This window comes from Mesorhizobium sp. NZP2298 (assembly GCF_013170825.1).
Taxonomy (GTDB): Bacteria; Pseudomonadota; Alphaproteobacteria; order Rhizobiales; family Rhizobiaceae; genus Mesorhizobium.
Window position 1 is genome coordinate 2,452,482 of record NZ_CP033365.1, and the last position, 13,605, is coordinate 2,466,086.

At 62.2% G+C, this 13,605-nt stretch carries 19 protein-coding genes; 6 read left to right on the top strand and 13 right to left on the bottom strand.

What is annotated here, in order from left to right; all coding sequences use genetic code 11:
* Positions 1–136: 136 nt before the first annotated feature.
* The 4 genes from EB231_RS11835 to EB231_RS11850 all read right to left on the bottom strand — a co-directional run bounded on the left by EB231_RS11835 (position 137) and on the right by EB231_RS11850 (position 4,183).
* Positions 137–1,159 (bottom strand): glycosyltransferase family 4 protein, encoded by a 1,023-nt coding sequence (locus tag EB231_RS11835; RefSeq protein WP_172348961.1) that lies wholly within the window; start codon positions 1,157–1,159, stop codon positions 137–139.
* Between the two features lie 221 nt (positions 1,160–1,380).
* A complete protein-coding gene (locus EB231_RS11840; RefSeq protein WP_172348962.1) occupies positions 1,381–2,796 on the bottom strand; it encodes an ATP-binding protein in 1,416 nt (471 codons plus the stop codon).
* A gap of 147 nt (positions 2,797–2,943) precedes the next feature.
* Complete coding sequence (locus EB231_RS11845; protein ID WP_115142172.1) at positions 2,944–3,663, bottom strand: response regulator; 720 nt, start codon at positions 3,661–3,663, stop codon at positions 2,944–2,946.
* Positions 3,650–4,183, bottom strand: coding sequence for a MarR family winged helix-turn-helix transcriptional regulator (locus EB231_RS11850; protein ID WP_172348963.1), 534 nt, complete (start codon positions 4,181–4,183; stop codon positions 3,650–3,652). Before EB231_RS11850 ends, EB231_RS11845 begins: the two co-directional genes overlap by 14 nt.
* A gap of 261 nt (positions 4,184–4,444) precedes the next feature.
* On the opposite strand from EB231_RS11850, the gene EB231_RS11855 reads away from it, so the two are divergent.
* The 3 genes from EB231_RS11855 to EB231_RS11865 all read left to right on the top strand — a co-directional run bounded on the left by EB231_RS11855 (position 4,445) and on the right by EB231_RS11865 (position 6,581).
* Complete coding sequence (locus tag EB231_RS11855) at positions 4,445–5,338, top strand: branched-chain amino acid aminotransferase (RefSeq protein WP_172348964.1); 894 nt, start codon at positions 4,445–4,447, stop codon at positions 5,336–5,338.
* A gap of 145 nt (positions 5,339–5,483) precedes the next feature.
* Positions 5,484–5,801: a hypothetical protein gene (locus tag EB231_RS11860; RefSeq protein WP_172348965.1), complete on the top strand. Its 318-nt coding sequence runs from the start codon at positions 5,484–5,486 to the stop codon at positions 5,799–5,801.
* Positions 5,802–5,942: 141 nt separating this feature from the next.
* The gene (locus EB231_RS11865; protein WP_140777263.1) at positions 5,943–6,581 is read left to right on the top strand and encodes an MBL fold metallo-hydrolase; all 639 of its coding nucleotides are present in this window, start codon (positions 5,943–5,945) and stop codon (positions 6,579–6,581) included.
* Positions 6,582–6,726: 145 nt separating this feature from the next.
* Here EB231_RS11865 and EB231_RS11870 read toward each other — a convergent pair whose 3' ends face one another.
* The 3 genes from EB231_RS11870 to EB231_RS11880 form a co-directional block, all read right to left on the bottom strand.
* A complete protein-coding gene (locus EB231_RS11870; RefSeq protein WP_172348966.1) occupies positions 6,727–7,155 on the bottom strand; it encodes a BA14K family protein in 429 nt (142 codons plus the stop codon).
* Positions 7,156–7,341: 186 nt separating this feature from the next.
* On the bottom strand, positions 7,342–7,554 hold the full coding sequence (locus EB231_RS11875) for a cold-shock protein (protein WP_008877668.1): 213 nt from the start codon (positions 7,552–7,554) through the stop codon (positions 7,342–7,344).
* A gap of 324 nt (positions 7,555–7,878) precedes the next feature.
* Positions 7,879–8,091, bottom strand: coding sequence for a cold-shock protein (locus EB231_RS11880; protein ID WP_006202520.1), 213 nt, complete (start codon positions 8,089–8,091; stop codon positions 7,879–7,881).
* Between the two features lie 501 nt (positions 8,092–8,592).
* Between EB231_RS11880 and EB231_RS11885 the strand changes: the two genes are divergently transcribed.
* On the top strand, positions 8,593–9,000 hold the full coding sequence (locus EB231_RS11885) for a Kazal-type serine protease inhibitor family protein (protein ID WP_172348967.1): 408 nt from the start codon (positions 8,593–8,595) through the stop codon (positions 8,998–9,000).
* A gap of 16 nt (positions 9,001–9,016) precedes the next feature.
* On the opposite strand, the gene EB231_RS11890 is transcribed toward EB231_RS11885, so the two are convergent.
* From EB231_RS11890 to EB231_RS11915, 6 genes are all read right to left on the bottom strand, one after another.
* Entirely contained in the window at positions 9,017–9,634 is a 618-nt protein-coding gene (locus EB231_RS11890; RefSeq protein WP_172348968.1) for a flavodoxin family protein, read from the bottom strand.
* 181 nt (positions 9,635–9,815) lie between these two features.
* Positions 9,816–10,034 carry a hypothetical protein gene (locus EB231_RS11895; protein ID WP_172348969.1) on the bottom strand — a complete coding sequence of 73 codons (219 nt, stop codon included), beginning with the start codon at positions 10,032–10,034 and terminating at the stop codon, positions 9,816–9,818.
* A gap of 92 nt (positions 10,035–10,126) precedes the next feature.
* Positions 10,127–10,264 carry a hypothetical protein gene (locus tag EB231_RS11900; protein WP_171883285.1) on the bottom strand — a complete coding sequence of 46 codons (138 nt, stop codon included), beginning with the start codon at positions 10,262–10,264 and terminating at the stop codon, positions 10,127–10,129.
* Positions 10,265–10,306: 42 nt separating this feature from the next.
* A complete protein-coding gene (locus EB231_RS11905) occupies positions 10,307–10,573 on the bottom strand; it encodes a hypothetical protein (protein ID WP_056578914.1) in 267 nt (88 codons plus the stop codon).
* Complete coding sequence (locus tag EB231_RS11910; RefSeq protein WP_172348970.1) at positions 10,570–10,839, bottom strand: hypothetical protein; 270 nt, start codon at positions 10,837–10,839, stop codon at positions 10,570–10,572. Before EB231_RS11910 ends, EB231_RS11905 begins: the two co-directional genes overlap by 4 nt.
* A 169-nt stretch (positions 10,840–11,008) precedes the next feature.
* Positions 11,009–11,215 (bottom strand): cold-shock protein, encoded by a 207-nt coding sequence (locus EB231_RS11915; RefSeq protein ID WP_140777249.1) that lies wholly within the window; start codon positions 11,213–11,215, stop codon positions 11,009–11,011.
* Positions 11,216–11,541: 326 nt separating this feature from the next.
* Between EB231_RS11915 and EB231_RS11920 the strand changes: the two genes are divergently transcribed.
* The gene (locus EB231_RS11920; RefSeq protein WP_172348971.1) at positions 11,542–11,766 is read left to right on the top strand and encodes a hypothetical protein; all 225 of its coding nucleotides are present in this window, start codon (positions 11,542–11,544) and stop codon (positions 11,764–11,766) included.
* A gap of 186 nt (positions 11,767–11,952) precedes the next feature.
* A complete protein-coding gene (locus EB231_RS11925; RefSeq protein ID WP_172348972.1) occupies positions 11,953–13,587 on the top strand; it encodes a tetratricopeptide repeat-containing sulfotransferase family protein in 1,635 nt (544 codons plus the stop codon).
* Positions 13,588–13,605 lie beyond the last annotated feature (18 nt).

A 13,605-nucleotide genomic window follows, 5' to 3' on the forward strand; every position in this document is an offset into this window, starting at 1 on the left:
CCTGTGCTTCCCCGTTCTACTGCGTCGCAGTAGAACTGAGCTCACGTACCCAAAAGTACGCTCCGCTCCGGTTCTCGGAGCCCACCATTCTCAGCTCGGCTTGACCTGAATCTCAATACATCCCGTGCGCCAGGCTTTAGGCCGCCAGCTTGCGCGTTGTGCCGAGCGCCTCTTCGACCGTATCCATGAACATCTCCGCGCAGGCTTTCCAGCTGTAGCGCATGGCGCGTTCGCGGGCCTGATCGCGGCTGACGTTGAGCGCGGCAAGCGAGGCTTCTCGCAAATCGTTCGAGACGGCGCCACCAAAGCCGTCGCCGACAATGTCGATCGGTCCGGTCACCGGATAGGCGGCGACCGGCGTGCCGCTGGCCAGCGCCTCGATGATCACGTTGCCGAACGTATCGGTGCGGCTGGGGAAGACGAAGACGTCGGCCGAGGCGTAGATCTCCGCCAGTTCGTCATTGGGGCGGTGGCCAAGGAAATGCGCATTGGGGTAGCGCGCCTTGAGCTTGGCAAGCTCCGGACCCTCGCCGACCACCACCTTGCTGCCGGGCAGGTCCAGGTCGAGGAAGGCAGGCAGGTTCTTTTCGATGGCGACGCGGCCGACGCAAAGGAACACCGGGCCGGGGAAGCCGAGATCCTTCCTCTTGTCCGGACGGAAGTGGTCGGTGTCGACGCCGCGCGTCCAGGGCCTGAGCTTGGTGAAGCCGCGCGCCGAAAGGTCGTCGGCGAGCGACTGGGTGGCCACCAGCGTGCCCTGGCCGGAATTGTGGAAATCGCGCAGCCAGCGATAGGCCCAGCTCTCCGGCACCGGCAGGCGGGCGCTGAGATATTCGGGGAAGCGCGTGTGATAGCTGGTGGTGAATGGCCGGCCGGCATTGCGGCAATAGCGCCGCGCCATGATGCCGAGCGGCCCCTCGGTGACGATGTGGATGTGGTCGGCCTTGTAGCCGTCGATCAGCTTCGCGACATGGCCGGGCGTGGTCAGCGCCAGGCGGATGTCGGGATAGGTCGGCAGGGGCAGCGTGCGAAAGATGTTGGGCGTCAGGAAATCCACCGCGACGTCGAAGGATTTGAGCGTTTCGGTGAGCCGTTCCAGCGTGTGGACGACGCCGTTGACTTGCGGGCGCCATGCGTCGGTGACCATCAATATGCGCATGGCGGCCCTTTGCTGGAAAGGTCGACGGTTGCCTTGAGACGATGCCGGAATGGCGACCAGCCTGCTGCCCTCGCTTCGCTCCAGCGCACCCGGGTGGGCACGGGGTCGAAGTGAGGCGGTTGAGCCGAATCAAGTGTGGTCGCGCGCTTCATGCGCGCTCTTCACCATGGTTTCATGACGGGCGGATGAAGCTTGATGCTTCGCCTGGTACTTGGGCTCGCCTAGGCCGGGACCTTGATCACCGCGCGCAGGCCGCCGAGCGGACTGTCGTCGAGGGTGATGTCGCCGCCATGGCTGCGGGCGATGTCGCGGGCGATCGACAGGCCGAGTCCCGTGCCGCTGGCATCGAGGTTGCGGGCCTCGTCCAGTCGCACGAAGGGCTTGAACACGTGCTCGCGCTTGTCGACCGGAATGCCGGGACCGTCGTCATCGACGGTGACCACAAGCGAACCACGGCCATGGTTGGCATTGACCTCTACCGTCTTGGCATAGCGGAATGCGTTGCCGATGACATTGGACAGCAACCGCGCGAAGGCGTTCGGCCGTACATGCACCGTCGGGTCGCCGGAAAGCGTCGTCGACAGCTTGCATTTGCGCAAGGCGGCTTCTTCGCCGAGCTTCTGGAAATAGGCTTCGAGATCGAAACGTCCCGGGTCCTCCGAGGCTTCGCCGCGGGCAAAGGCGAGATAGCCTTCCAGCATCGACTGCATGTCATCGATGTCCTGGTTGAGTGCCGCCTTGGTCTCGGTCTTGCCGCCGGCCAGCGCCAGCTGCAGCTTGAAGCGGGTGAGGATGGTCCTGAGGTCGTGGCTGACGCCGGTCAGCATGGCGGTGCGCTGTTCGATCTGGCGCTCGATGCGCTCGCGCATCTGGATGAAGGCAAAGCCGGCACGGCGAACTTCCTCGGCGCCGCGCGGGCGAAAATCGCGCGGCATCGGCCGGCCCTTGCCGAAGCTTTCGGCGGCTTCGGCGAGCGTGAGGATCGGCCGGATCTGGTTGCGCAGGAAGGGGATGGCGATCATCAGCAGCACCAGCGAGGTGCCGACCATCCAGATCAGGAAGATATGGGTGTTCGAAGCATAGGCCTGGCTGCGGCGCACGAAGACGCGCAACACCTTGCCTTCGAGCTGGACGCGCACCTCAACGATGTTGGAATTGCCGACCGTGTCGATCCAGAACGGCCGGTTGATCTGCCGGGTGATCTCGGCCGAGAGCACGTCGTCGAGGATCGAGAAGAACGGTTTTGGACCGGGTGGCGGCAAGGGATCCGGCGGCAGCAAATCGACCTTCAGCTGCATGCGGTCCTGCGCGATGCGGATGATGTTGGCGTAATCGGCGTCGTGCGGGTAGGTCTCGATCAGGTCGATGATGGCGGCTATGTCGCGCACGGTGGCCTGCGACAGGCGCTGCGTCACCGTTGCCCAGTGGCGTTCCATGAAGACGAAGGCGACCACCGATTGCAAAAGGATCATCGGCGCGATGACGATGATCAGCGAGCGCGCATAGAGGCGCTTGGGCATGTAAAGCGAAACGAGGCGCCAGAACCGGTTCCAGATGCGCGGCACCGCCTTGAGCGTTCGCGTGGCACGTGCGCTCAAGCCGTCATTTCCCGGCTGTTCCAGTTCCGTGGTCGCCATTGGCTCTTTTCATTTCGCCCGCGGCACTAGATCAGAACGACGTCTGGTTCAATCGTCAGTCTGATCCAACTCTTTGTTTAAGCGTGATCTTTTCCGAAAAACCATTCCCACTTTTCGGGATCATGCCCTAGAGCCGCGTCCGATATTCTATTCCACGCTGAGCCGATACCCAATACCGCGCACGGTCTGCAGCCAGACGGGGTTGGACGGATCGCGCTCGATCTTGCGGCGCAGCCGGTTGATCTGCACGTCGATGGTGCGCTCGCCGACTTCCGAATCGTCGCCGACCAGTTCGTGGCGCGGGATGGTCTCGCCGGCCCGCGCGGCGAAGATCGCCAGGATCTCCTGCTCGCGGTCGGTCAGCTTCAGCGCCTCGCCGCCTCGCTTCAGTTCGCGCCTGGCGATCTGGAAGGTGTAGGGACCGAAGACCAGCTGTTCGACCTTGGGCGTCGTCGCCGGGCCGCCCCGGCGCAGGATGTTGTTGATGCGCAGGATCAGCTCGCGCGGGTCGAAGGGTTTGGGCAGGTAATCGTCAGCGCCGGCCTCCAGCCCGGAGATGCGGCTGTCGGTCTCCGAAAGTGCGGTCAGCATCAGGATCGGCACGTTCTTTTCGGCGCGCAGCGATTTAGTGAGATCGACGCCGCTCTCGCCGGGCATCATGACATCGAGCACAAGTAGGTCGAAGTCGAGGCCGGCGAGCTTGCGCCTGGCTTCGCCGGCATTGCCGGCGACGGTGACGCGAAAGCCGTTTTCGGTCAGATACTGCTTGAGAAGATTGCGGATGCGTGTGTCATCGTCGACCACAAGCAGATGCGGCGCGTCGTCGTCCGGTGCGGCCGCCTGATCGACCCTCTCAGTGCTCTCCATGGCTTTTCCCTGACATTTTTGCGGACCCAACGTCGATCTGAGCTCTCAGTTCCGGATTGACCATCGCTTCGAGGAAGCGTTCCACCAAGGTCCGTTCGGCGGCGCCGGAATCTTCCAATGCAGCACGGATGCGGCGCGACTGTGGCCGCGCCAGGGCCAGTGCCAGCGCCCGGCCCTTGGCTGTCGGGTAGAGTTCGCGCTGGCGACGGTCGCGCGGGCCTTGCAATTGCACGACATGGTCGGTGTCGATCAGCTGCTTGAGCACCCGCGCCAGGCTCTGTTTGGTGATCTTCAGCACGTCGAGCAGTTCGGCGACCGTCAGGCCCGGCCTGCGGTTGACGAAATGCAGCACCCGGTGGTGGGCACGGCCGAAACCATAGTCGGCCAGGATCTGGTCGGGATCGGAGGTGAAGTCGCGATAGGCGAAGAAAAACAGTTCGATGATGGCGAAGTCGATGCCGTCCTCGACTGACATCGCGGTCCTGATCGGTTTTCCGGCAGAAGGGCTTCGATCCGTCATCATTTCTCCATGGGAACGGGAGATTATGTCAGTACTATTGACGTAATTTCCCTGCAATGGTAATTTTTGACAAGCTTTTGGGCGGATTGCGAACGAAAAGGCAAGTCAGGCCGGTTTTTTCCGGAATTTCCTGAGTTTGCCAGAGCGCGATTATCCGCCTACGCTTCGAGACACCGGCCGGCGTCTCAAATCGCATGGCGCGGCCAAAAAGAACACGCAACGACACTGAGATATGCGGGCCGTGGCCCGCGGGAGGTTACCATGGCATCCGTTCCCTTCGATCAACTGGACGGCTTCATCTGGATGAATGGCGAGTTCGTGCAATGGGGCGACGCCAAGATCCACGTGCTGACCCACGGCCTGCACTACGCCAGCGCGGTCTTCGAGGGCGAGCGCGCCTATGGCGGCGAGATCTTCAAGCTCAACGAGCACACCGAGCGCCTGCATGAATCGGCGCGCCTGCTCGGCTTCAAGATTCCCTATTCGGTCGCCGAGCTCAACGACGCCTCGGCCACGCTGTTGAAGAAGCAGGGCTTCCAGGACGCCTATGTCCGGCCGATCGCCTGGCGCGGCAGCGAGCAGATGGGCGTTTCGGCTCAGAACAACCGCATCAACGTCGCCATCGCCATCTGGCAGTGGCCGAGCTATTTCGATCCGGCGCAGAAGCTCAAGGGCATTCGCCTCGACGTGGCGGAGTGGCGCCGGCCCGACCCGCGCACGGCGCCGTCGCGGTCGAAGGCCGCCGGCCTTTACATGATCTGCACCATGTCCAAGCATGCAGCCGAAGCAAAAGGCTATGCCGACGCCATGATGCTCGACTGGCGCGGACAAGTGGCGGAGGCAACGGGCGCAAACATCTTCTTCGTCAAGGACGGCAAGATCCATACACCCACGCCCGACTGCTTCCTCGACGGCATCACCCGCCGCACGGTCATTGGCCTGGCCAAGGATCGCGGCCTGGAAGTGATTGAACGCGCGATCATGCCGGAAGAACTCGAAGGTTTCGAGCAATGCTTCCTGACTGGAACGGCGGCGGAAGTAACGCCGGTTTCGGAGATAGGCCCTTACCGATTCGAGGTCGGCGAAATCGCCAAGAATCTTATGAACGACTATTCTGCCGCGGTTCAGCCCAAGCACGCGATCGCCGCAGAATAACGATAGTCACAGCTTTTCACGCAAGCAGGGGCGGTTTTCGAGCCGCCCCTTTTATTTCAGCGTTTCTGCATTTGACTTTCATCCAATTCGGCGTCTCATGATGGTGTCGGCCCGGGAGGCTGGCAGCTATGGAGGGACTAATCATATGGACATGAACACGCTTCTTCCGATCATCATCCAGATCATTACAGGCATCATCGGTGGTCAGGCGGTCGGCGCGGCAATCAAGACGGCGGCGATGGGGCAGCTTCCCAAAATCCTTGGCGGAGCCATTGGCGGCGTCGGCGGCGCGGCGATCCTCGGCAGCCTGCTCGGTGGCGGCACGATCACTCCAGACGCAGCTGCGGCGGCGACGAGCGGTCTCGGCAGCGCGCTCAATCTGCAGAACATCGTCGGCGGCGCCGGCGGCGGCGCGATCCTGACCGGCATTATCGGCGCGGTCCTGGGCGCCATGAAGAAGTAAGCCTGACGGTCTCAGGTTTGTTCAAATGGGCGGCTTCGGCCGCCCATTTCTGTTTTTCAGATGACTGACTGTTCGTCTTTCGAGGGGTGGACGCGTTTCGCCGGCACCTCTACATCACGCCAGGGATACGAAAGGACGATCATGGGTCAGCTCAATGCCGGCATCGTGCCGGTCACACAGTTTCAGCAGAACTGCACCATCCTGTTCGACATGGACGACAAGCGTGGTGTCGTCGTCGATCCGGGCGGCGACATCGACAAGGTGCTGGCGGTGCTGAAGGACAATGCAATCAGGGCCGAGGCAATCTGGATCACGCATGGACATATCGACCATGCCGGCGGTGCCATGGAATTGAAGGAGGCGCTCGGCATCGACATCATCGGTCCGCACGAGGCCGACAAGCCCTTGCTCGACAATCTGGAGAACCAGGGCAAGCGCTACGGCATTGTCGGCTCACGCGACTGTGTGCCCGACCGGTTCCTCACCGAGGGCGAGACCGTGTCGTTCGGCGGCCACGTGTTCGAGGTGCTGCATTGCCCCGGCCACGCGCCGGGCCATGTCGTCTACTACAACCGCGCGGCCAAGTTTGCCCATGTCGGCGACGTGCTGTTCCGTGGCTCGGTCGGCCGCACCGACCTGCCGGGCGGCGACCATGCGACGCTCATCGCTTCGATCAAGGACAAGCTGTTGCCGCTGGGCGACGATATCGGCTTCATCTGCGGCCACGGTCCCGGCGGCCGCTTTGGCGAGGAGCGCAGGACCAATCCATTCCTGACGTGAATCACACCCGGGCGCCCAACAAAAAAACGCTGGCCTTGCGGTCAGCGCTTTTTTGTCTGGGGCAGGGAAGCCCTAAGCGCTTTCGCGCTTTGTTTGGTGCAAGTCGTTGTCCCAAAACCGCTACGCACTTTTGGGCGACATGCACTCAGTTGGCAGTGCAGAAATGCTGCTCGCCGTCATTGCCGGTGAAGGTGCCGGTGCGGGAGTTGAAGGTGCGGTAGCGGTCCGAGCAGTATTCGTACCAGTCACGCGTCCACGGTTCGGCATAGCGATCGGCATACACCACCCGCGGCTCCGCGTAGTAGCGGCGGACCGGAGCCGGGCGGATCCGCACGTCACGATCGTAATAACCGTCATCGTAGTAGCGGTCAGCGTAAGGCGGTGGCTGGTCATTGGCCAGCGCGCCACCAATCAGGGCGCCGGCGGCGAGGCCAAGCACGCCGGCGGCAACGGCGTCGCCATTTCCGTGGTGGCGGTGATGGCGCCACTCATCGGCATTGGCCGCGGGCAGGGCCACGAGCATGGTGGCGGCCATGGCGGCGGACAGCACGGCTGTCTTGAAAATTCTGTTCATCTTGGTCTCCTTCGCACCGGGCCGTGCAGTTTTGCAGGGGATGCGGTCCGGCTTTACCCAAGACTAATATGCGACCGTGGCTGAACGGAGGCTGAACGGATTTCGCCCGCGTTTCCGAGAGGGCGTCAAGAACCACGCTCGAAATGAGCTGGGCTGCCCTGCCGGAGCCGACAGCGTGAAGCCGGCTCAGCCCACAGACAGGTTGACGGCCTTGGGCCCCTTGCCGCGCTTGTCCGGCTCGGTGTCGAATGTTACTTTCTGCCCATCTTCGAGACCGGGAAGACCCGACGCCTGCACGGCCGAAATATGGACGAAGACATCCTTCGCGCCATCGTCAGGCGTGATGAAGCCGAAGCCTTTGGCATGGTTGAAGAATTTGACGGTGCCGGTCTGCGGCATGGGAAGCTCCTTTGATCCCATAAACTCCAGTCTCGGGCCGGCAAATGCCCGAGAGGAAATTTGTCCTTTATTTTAGCGTCATCGGCAAGAGAAAGTTTTTTGGGCACTTAAGGCGCGTCACGCTTCAAGCCCTTGGTATGATGCATGTCGTCGATCCAAAACCGGATCCACTTTGGGGCGACATGCATTCATGCTGCATCGCGGGCATGAAAAAGGCGCGGCGAAAACCGCCGCGCCTTTCAAAATCTGTCTGCGTGCCCAGAGGCTGGGCAAGCCTTGGAACCTCGTTCGCTCGCCCTCAAGGACGCGCGGCGTGCCGATGGTTCAGGCAGCGCGGAGGTTGACCGCCTTCGGGCCCTTGCCCATGCGATCCGGCTCGACGTCGAAGGTGACCTTCTGGCCGTCGACGAGCGTGCGCAGGCCCGATGCCTCGATCGCGGAAATATGGACGAACACGTCCTTGGCGCCGCCGTCGGGCGTGATGAAACCGAAGCCTTTGGTCGCGTTGAAGAATTTAACGGTGCCGGTCTGGGCCATTGGGGAAACTCCTTCACCCGTTCAGTCTTTGGTGGTCCTGCCCGCCACCTGGCGTCGAGGGCAGTTCCCGGTGGTTGCTTTCGGCAGTCATGCATTGGCGCATGGTCAAACCCCCCGCCGAAAAACGGGGCCGTCAGAGATTCACAGTATCGGGGAAAGGTCGTCCAAAACGTTCCGCTCTCCGGGTCGCAAATGCCCGAACACGGAATTTATCGCACGGAAACGTGAAGGTTGCAAGATAGCGCCGCGGGCCGCCGCTATGAGGGCATCCCGACGCATGAATCGACCGATCTGAGCGTCGACCGGCCGCAGATAGGCCTGGTTGTCCGGCGGGTCATCGGCCCACGGACAGGGTCACGCATGGGCCAGGGGTGGCCCAGCGGCGCGATCGAATGCCCGCCATGGCCCTCCGTTTGCAGTGTGGATAGCCGCGAACGGGGTTGCATTTGAAGGGCGAATGGCGAGGATCGCGATCGGGATGGGATCGAGGGAGAGATCAGCATGAAATTCCTGGCGTCAGTTTTTTCGCGGCAAGGGTTTGCCGTCCTGTTCCTGTCGGCGCTGCTGGCCGCCTGCACCGTCGTCGTCGATGACGGGCCGGGGCCTCGTCCACGTCCGCCGCGTCCCGAACCGCAATTCTGCACCAGGCAATACGAACCGGTCTGTGCCCGTCGCGGCGGTGATCGCCAGACCTTCGCCAATGCATGCCTTGCCGATCGAGCCGGTTACCGCGTCGTGCGCGACGGTCCTTGCCGCGACAGCGGTGGCGGCGGCGGGGAAGAGCAGACGTTCTGCACCCGCGAATACGCTCCGGTCTGCGCCCGCCGCCATGGCGAGACGCGCAGCTTCCCCAATGCCTGCGAAGCCCGCGCCGCGGACTACCGCATTGTCGGCGACGGGCCGTGCTGAGGAGGCGGGAACTCCGTTACTTGTCCACGCCGATATAGGCTTTGCCCTTCAGCAGGGCAGCCAGATGTGCCGCATTTGACGCGGCCATCTCGATCATTCCGTCGACCTTTTCGGGGGTCGCCGGCAGGTCGACATAGTTGACGTCGCCCATGGCTTCGCCCACCCAGTAGACGCCGCCATTGGCCGGTATGGTGAAGCCGACATCGTTGAGCGCCTGGAAGCATTCGGCATGGCAATGGTGCGCACCATCCTCGTTGCCGACGATCGCCACCAGCGCCACCTTGCCGGCGGCCGGCATGCGGCCCTTGTCGTCGGTTTCGGAGAGGAAAGCGTCCATGCGCTCCATGACGCGCTTGGCCACGCTGGAGGGTTGGCCCATCCAGATCGGCAAGCCGAGGATAAAGATATCGGCGGAGATGATTTTCTCACGCAGGGCGGGCCAGTCGTCGCCCTTGCCCATATCGGAGAGCACACCGGCCTTGATGTCGTGATCGAGGGCGCGCACGACCTCGCCCTTCACCCCATGCGGCTTGAGCGCCGAAAGCAGATCGGCGACGATCTTGTCGGTGGAGGATTTTTCCTTTTCGCCCGAGGCTTTCAGGGAACAGTTGATGGCAAAGGCGGTGAGGGACATTGGCGGCTCCTGCGTGTCGATGTGCAGGGTCAACGTCGCGGGCCGGTTGCGGTTGCGCGGCAATGATACTGGTGGCAGCCCGGAGCAATTCCAGGAAGAGTGTGAACGGTTTTCCGGCCGGGATTGCGTCGAAACAAAGAGGCGGACCGGTTCGCCGTTTCGGTGAAAACGGTGAAATGCCCTAGACCGGATACGCTCCATCGGCCGGACCGGCATAAAGCTCGCTGCCGTGCTCGTCCGAAATGCGCAGGCGGTCGGGGGTCTGCGGCATGGCCAGGCTGTGGAACAGAGCGGCCGCGCCCTGCAGGGCGGCGCGTAGCGTCGGTGCTTCCAGCGACACCCTGTCGAGCATCGCTTCCTCGGCGTCGCGCGACCGGTAGAACTCGATGACGAAGTTCAAGCAAGCCTCCGTGGCAGGACTTGGCAAGGCCTTTTTGTCAGTTTGCAGCCTGCTTCGGAGCAGGGCTGGGGCGCGCGAGGCACCCCAGGCTATCAGCCCTTCGATTTTGGCTTCAGGCCGCTCTCGGCCTGCTTGACCGACGAGCCGAACGGAGAGGCGGGCTTGGCCACCACCTTGTCCTTCTTGGGTTTGCGTGTTTCGCGGTTGCTGCGCTGTTGGCCCTTGGCCATATTGTCTGCTCCTCGTGCGGGTTGTCTGACGTTGCTGAGGTCTCAGGCCGCCGGATTGTTGCCAACCACCGGATTGCCGGCCGGTTCGAGATTGTCTTCCGTGGTGACCCGTTCGTGGGTCTCCTGGTCACTGCGGATACGGTATTGCGGCGAGCCGTCCTTGACCGGCAGCCTGCTCTTGATCTCGAACAGTTCGGCTGTCTTGAGGAGGAGGCCGCCACGGCTTTTCATGCGCACGGTCTGGCCGATGGCGAAGAGATGCGAGGGGGTATCCGTGCGCGGACGCGCATTCTGCTGGAAACGGATCATGCTGCATTCTCCCGGTCGCGCTTCAGCGCGTTTTCGAGTTCGAGGTGGTCGATGGCGACAAGCTGGCTGGTGGTCGGGTTCTTAACAGCCCTTGCCGGCAGGTGAATGAAGGTGGCGACGCGGCGCCAGGCAATGCGTGACACGCCCTCTATCAGTTCTTCGTCCTGATCGATGTCGTAGTCGCCAGCCGGCAACGGCCCTTCCAGCCCCCCGAACGTGAAGGGAGCCGCGAAATGCGCGATGGAATGGGTGGTTCGGTCCGACATTGTCCTGGCCTTGATGTGCCCACGCGTTGGGCGTCATGTAAAACCGCTGCCTGAATGCAAAAAAAGCGGGGACAAGCCCCGCTTTCCTATTTCCGGCAATCGCTGGAAATAAGCCTCTTTCGAGAGCTGCCAGTACATCCGTGGTCAGCGTTCATCGAACTCGGCCTGATCAGATCAGTTGCAGATTGGCGGCCGACTCGCGGCCCTTGCCGTCACGCTCCAGTTCGAACTGAAGCTTCTGGCCTTCCGCGAGACCCGGGAAACCGGCGCGCTCCAGCGCGCTGACATGGACGAAAACGTCCTTGCCGCCATCGGCCGGCTGAATGAAGCCGAAGCCCTTCTGGCCATTGTAGAACTTCACGGTTCCGGTGTTCATATGTGTCTTTCGCGTGTTGAGATATCGTCGCGCGGCGAAGGTGCGGCGCGTCCGGTAGCAACGATTTGGAATAAGATTTGGCGGGTCGAAAACCTCTGACGCCGCGAGATGCCAATTCTGGCCAAAACGATTTGTCTTACATATGTCGATATGGCTGGCTATTCAAGTAGATTTCCGAAATTTTCCACCTCTCATCGAAAAACACATCGCTATGAATATTCATATAATTATGCTATCAGTTTGGAATATTTCTAAAAAATATTGAAAATTCGCAAGGGTGTTTCCCTTGCGCGCCATTTTATTTACTCCGAAATGAGGACAGAACCATGATTTCCACAAGAGGCTCAAGGGGGAAGACCGTCGCGATCAACCCGATCGCCAAGCCGGGCATCATACACGCCGTTGCCGTTGGCCCGACCGGCCAGCCGATGATCGTCAAGTCGGCACGGCTGACCATCAGAAGCGATGAGGCTGCAAGGCGAACGATCGCCGATACCGATGGCACCGTAAGGCGGGCCAGACAGGTCGCCGAAAGCAACCGCCTGGTCTGATCGCGTTCATGGCGATGGAAAGGCCGCAGAACCACACTGAGACTTGAACCTGCCGCGCCAATGGCCTAGATCGCAGAGGCGGACAAACACGGCAGGTTTCCCATTAACAGAGATCAGAGACGAGCGGCGGGTGCGGGAGCCAGGTCTGGCGCGGGCGGACAACCGCCCCTGGGCCTTGACCAGTATGTGCAGCAGGCGCTGCAACTTCACCAGGCAGGGCGCAGGCAAGAGGCTGAGTCAATCTACCGGCAGGTGTTGGCGCGTCAGCCCAGACACGCGGCCGCGGCACATTTCCTGGGGCTGCTGCTGCATCAGACCGGACGCAGCGAAGAAGGGCTGGATCTCCTCGAACAGTCCGTGAGCCTGCAGCCCACGAACCCCGATTTCCTCAACAATTTCGGCACGGTGATGCGTGACCTCGGCCGCGTTGCCGCGGCCATCGATTTCTTCCGTGGCGCGGTCGATCTGCGGCCGGACCAACTCGCGGCGCGCGACAATCTCGGCTCGTCGCTGAATCAGCTCGGCCAGTTCGAGGAGGCCGAGGAGATCTATCGCGGTACGGTCGCGCGCAATCCATTTCATGTGCGCGCCCGCATCGGGCTTGCCGAAACCCTGCAGGAATCAGGGCGGCTGGATGAGGCGCTGGCGACTTTTCGCGAGTCGCTGACCATCCGCCCCAAGGATGCGGACCTGCTGCACGGGCTTGGCGTCGGGCTGATGGAAAAGGGCAAGCTCGACGAGGCGGCCGATCTGTTCCGGCAGGCGCTGGCGATCAATCCCGGCATGGCCACGGCCTGGCTGATGCTGACGCAGGTCAAGCGCCAGAAGGAGCGCGATGCCGAATTGGCCGGCATGGAAGCCCAGCACGCCAAGGCGCCGCAGGACAGCCTGGCACGCATGCAGCTGTCCTTCGGCCTCGGCAAGGCCAATGACGATTTGAAGGACTACAACAGGGCCTTCGATTATTTCGCCGAAGGCAATGCCATTCGCCGCAAGGGCATCAACTACGATCCCGTCAGGACGCGTGCGGATTTCGAGGCGATGAAGACGGTGTTCGATGCCGGCTTCTTCCAAAGGCACAGACCGAGCCCAATCACCGATGACGCGCCGATCTTCGTCGTCGGCATGCCGCGTTCGGGCACGACGCTGGTCGAGCAGATCATCGCCAGCCATCCGAAGGTCTATGGTGCGGGCGAGCTCAGCATCTTGAAGAAGGTGGTCGGCAAGCAGTTCCCGTCGACCATGCCGGGCGGCTTCCCCTGGGGCGTGTCGGACACGGACGATGCGGATTTTGCCGAGGCAGGCCAGGCCTATCTCGACATGCTGCATGCCCGCTATCCGCATATCGGCCACGTCACCGACAAGATGCCGGGCAACTTCCTGCTTGTCGGCTTCATCCACATGATGATGCCGAAGGCCAGGATCATCCACGTCACCCGCGATGCGGCGGCAACCTGCCTGTCGATCTACAAGGTGCATTTCCGCGGCGACAGCCACCGCTACGGCTATGACCTCGACGAACTCGCCGACTTCCATAACCTCTACATCGACATCATGGCGCATTGGCACAAGGTGCTGCCCGGCGTCGTGCATGATGTTCGCTATGAGGATTTCGTCGCCGATCAGGAAGGGCAGAGCCGGGCGCTCATCGACTATCTCGGCCTGCCCTGGGACGATGCCGTGCTGTCTTTCCACGCGACCGACCGGCCGGTGCGCACGGCGTCCGCCGCGCAGGTGCGTCAGCCGATGTATCAAGGCTCGGTCGACCTGTGGAAACGCTATGGGGATCGGCTGAAGCCGCTGCTGGATAGGCTGGATTAGCGCATCGTTCGCCGATGG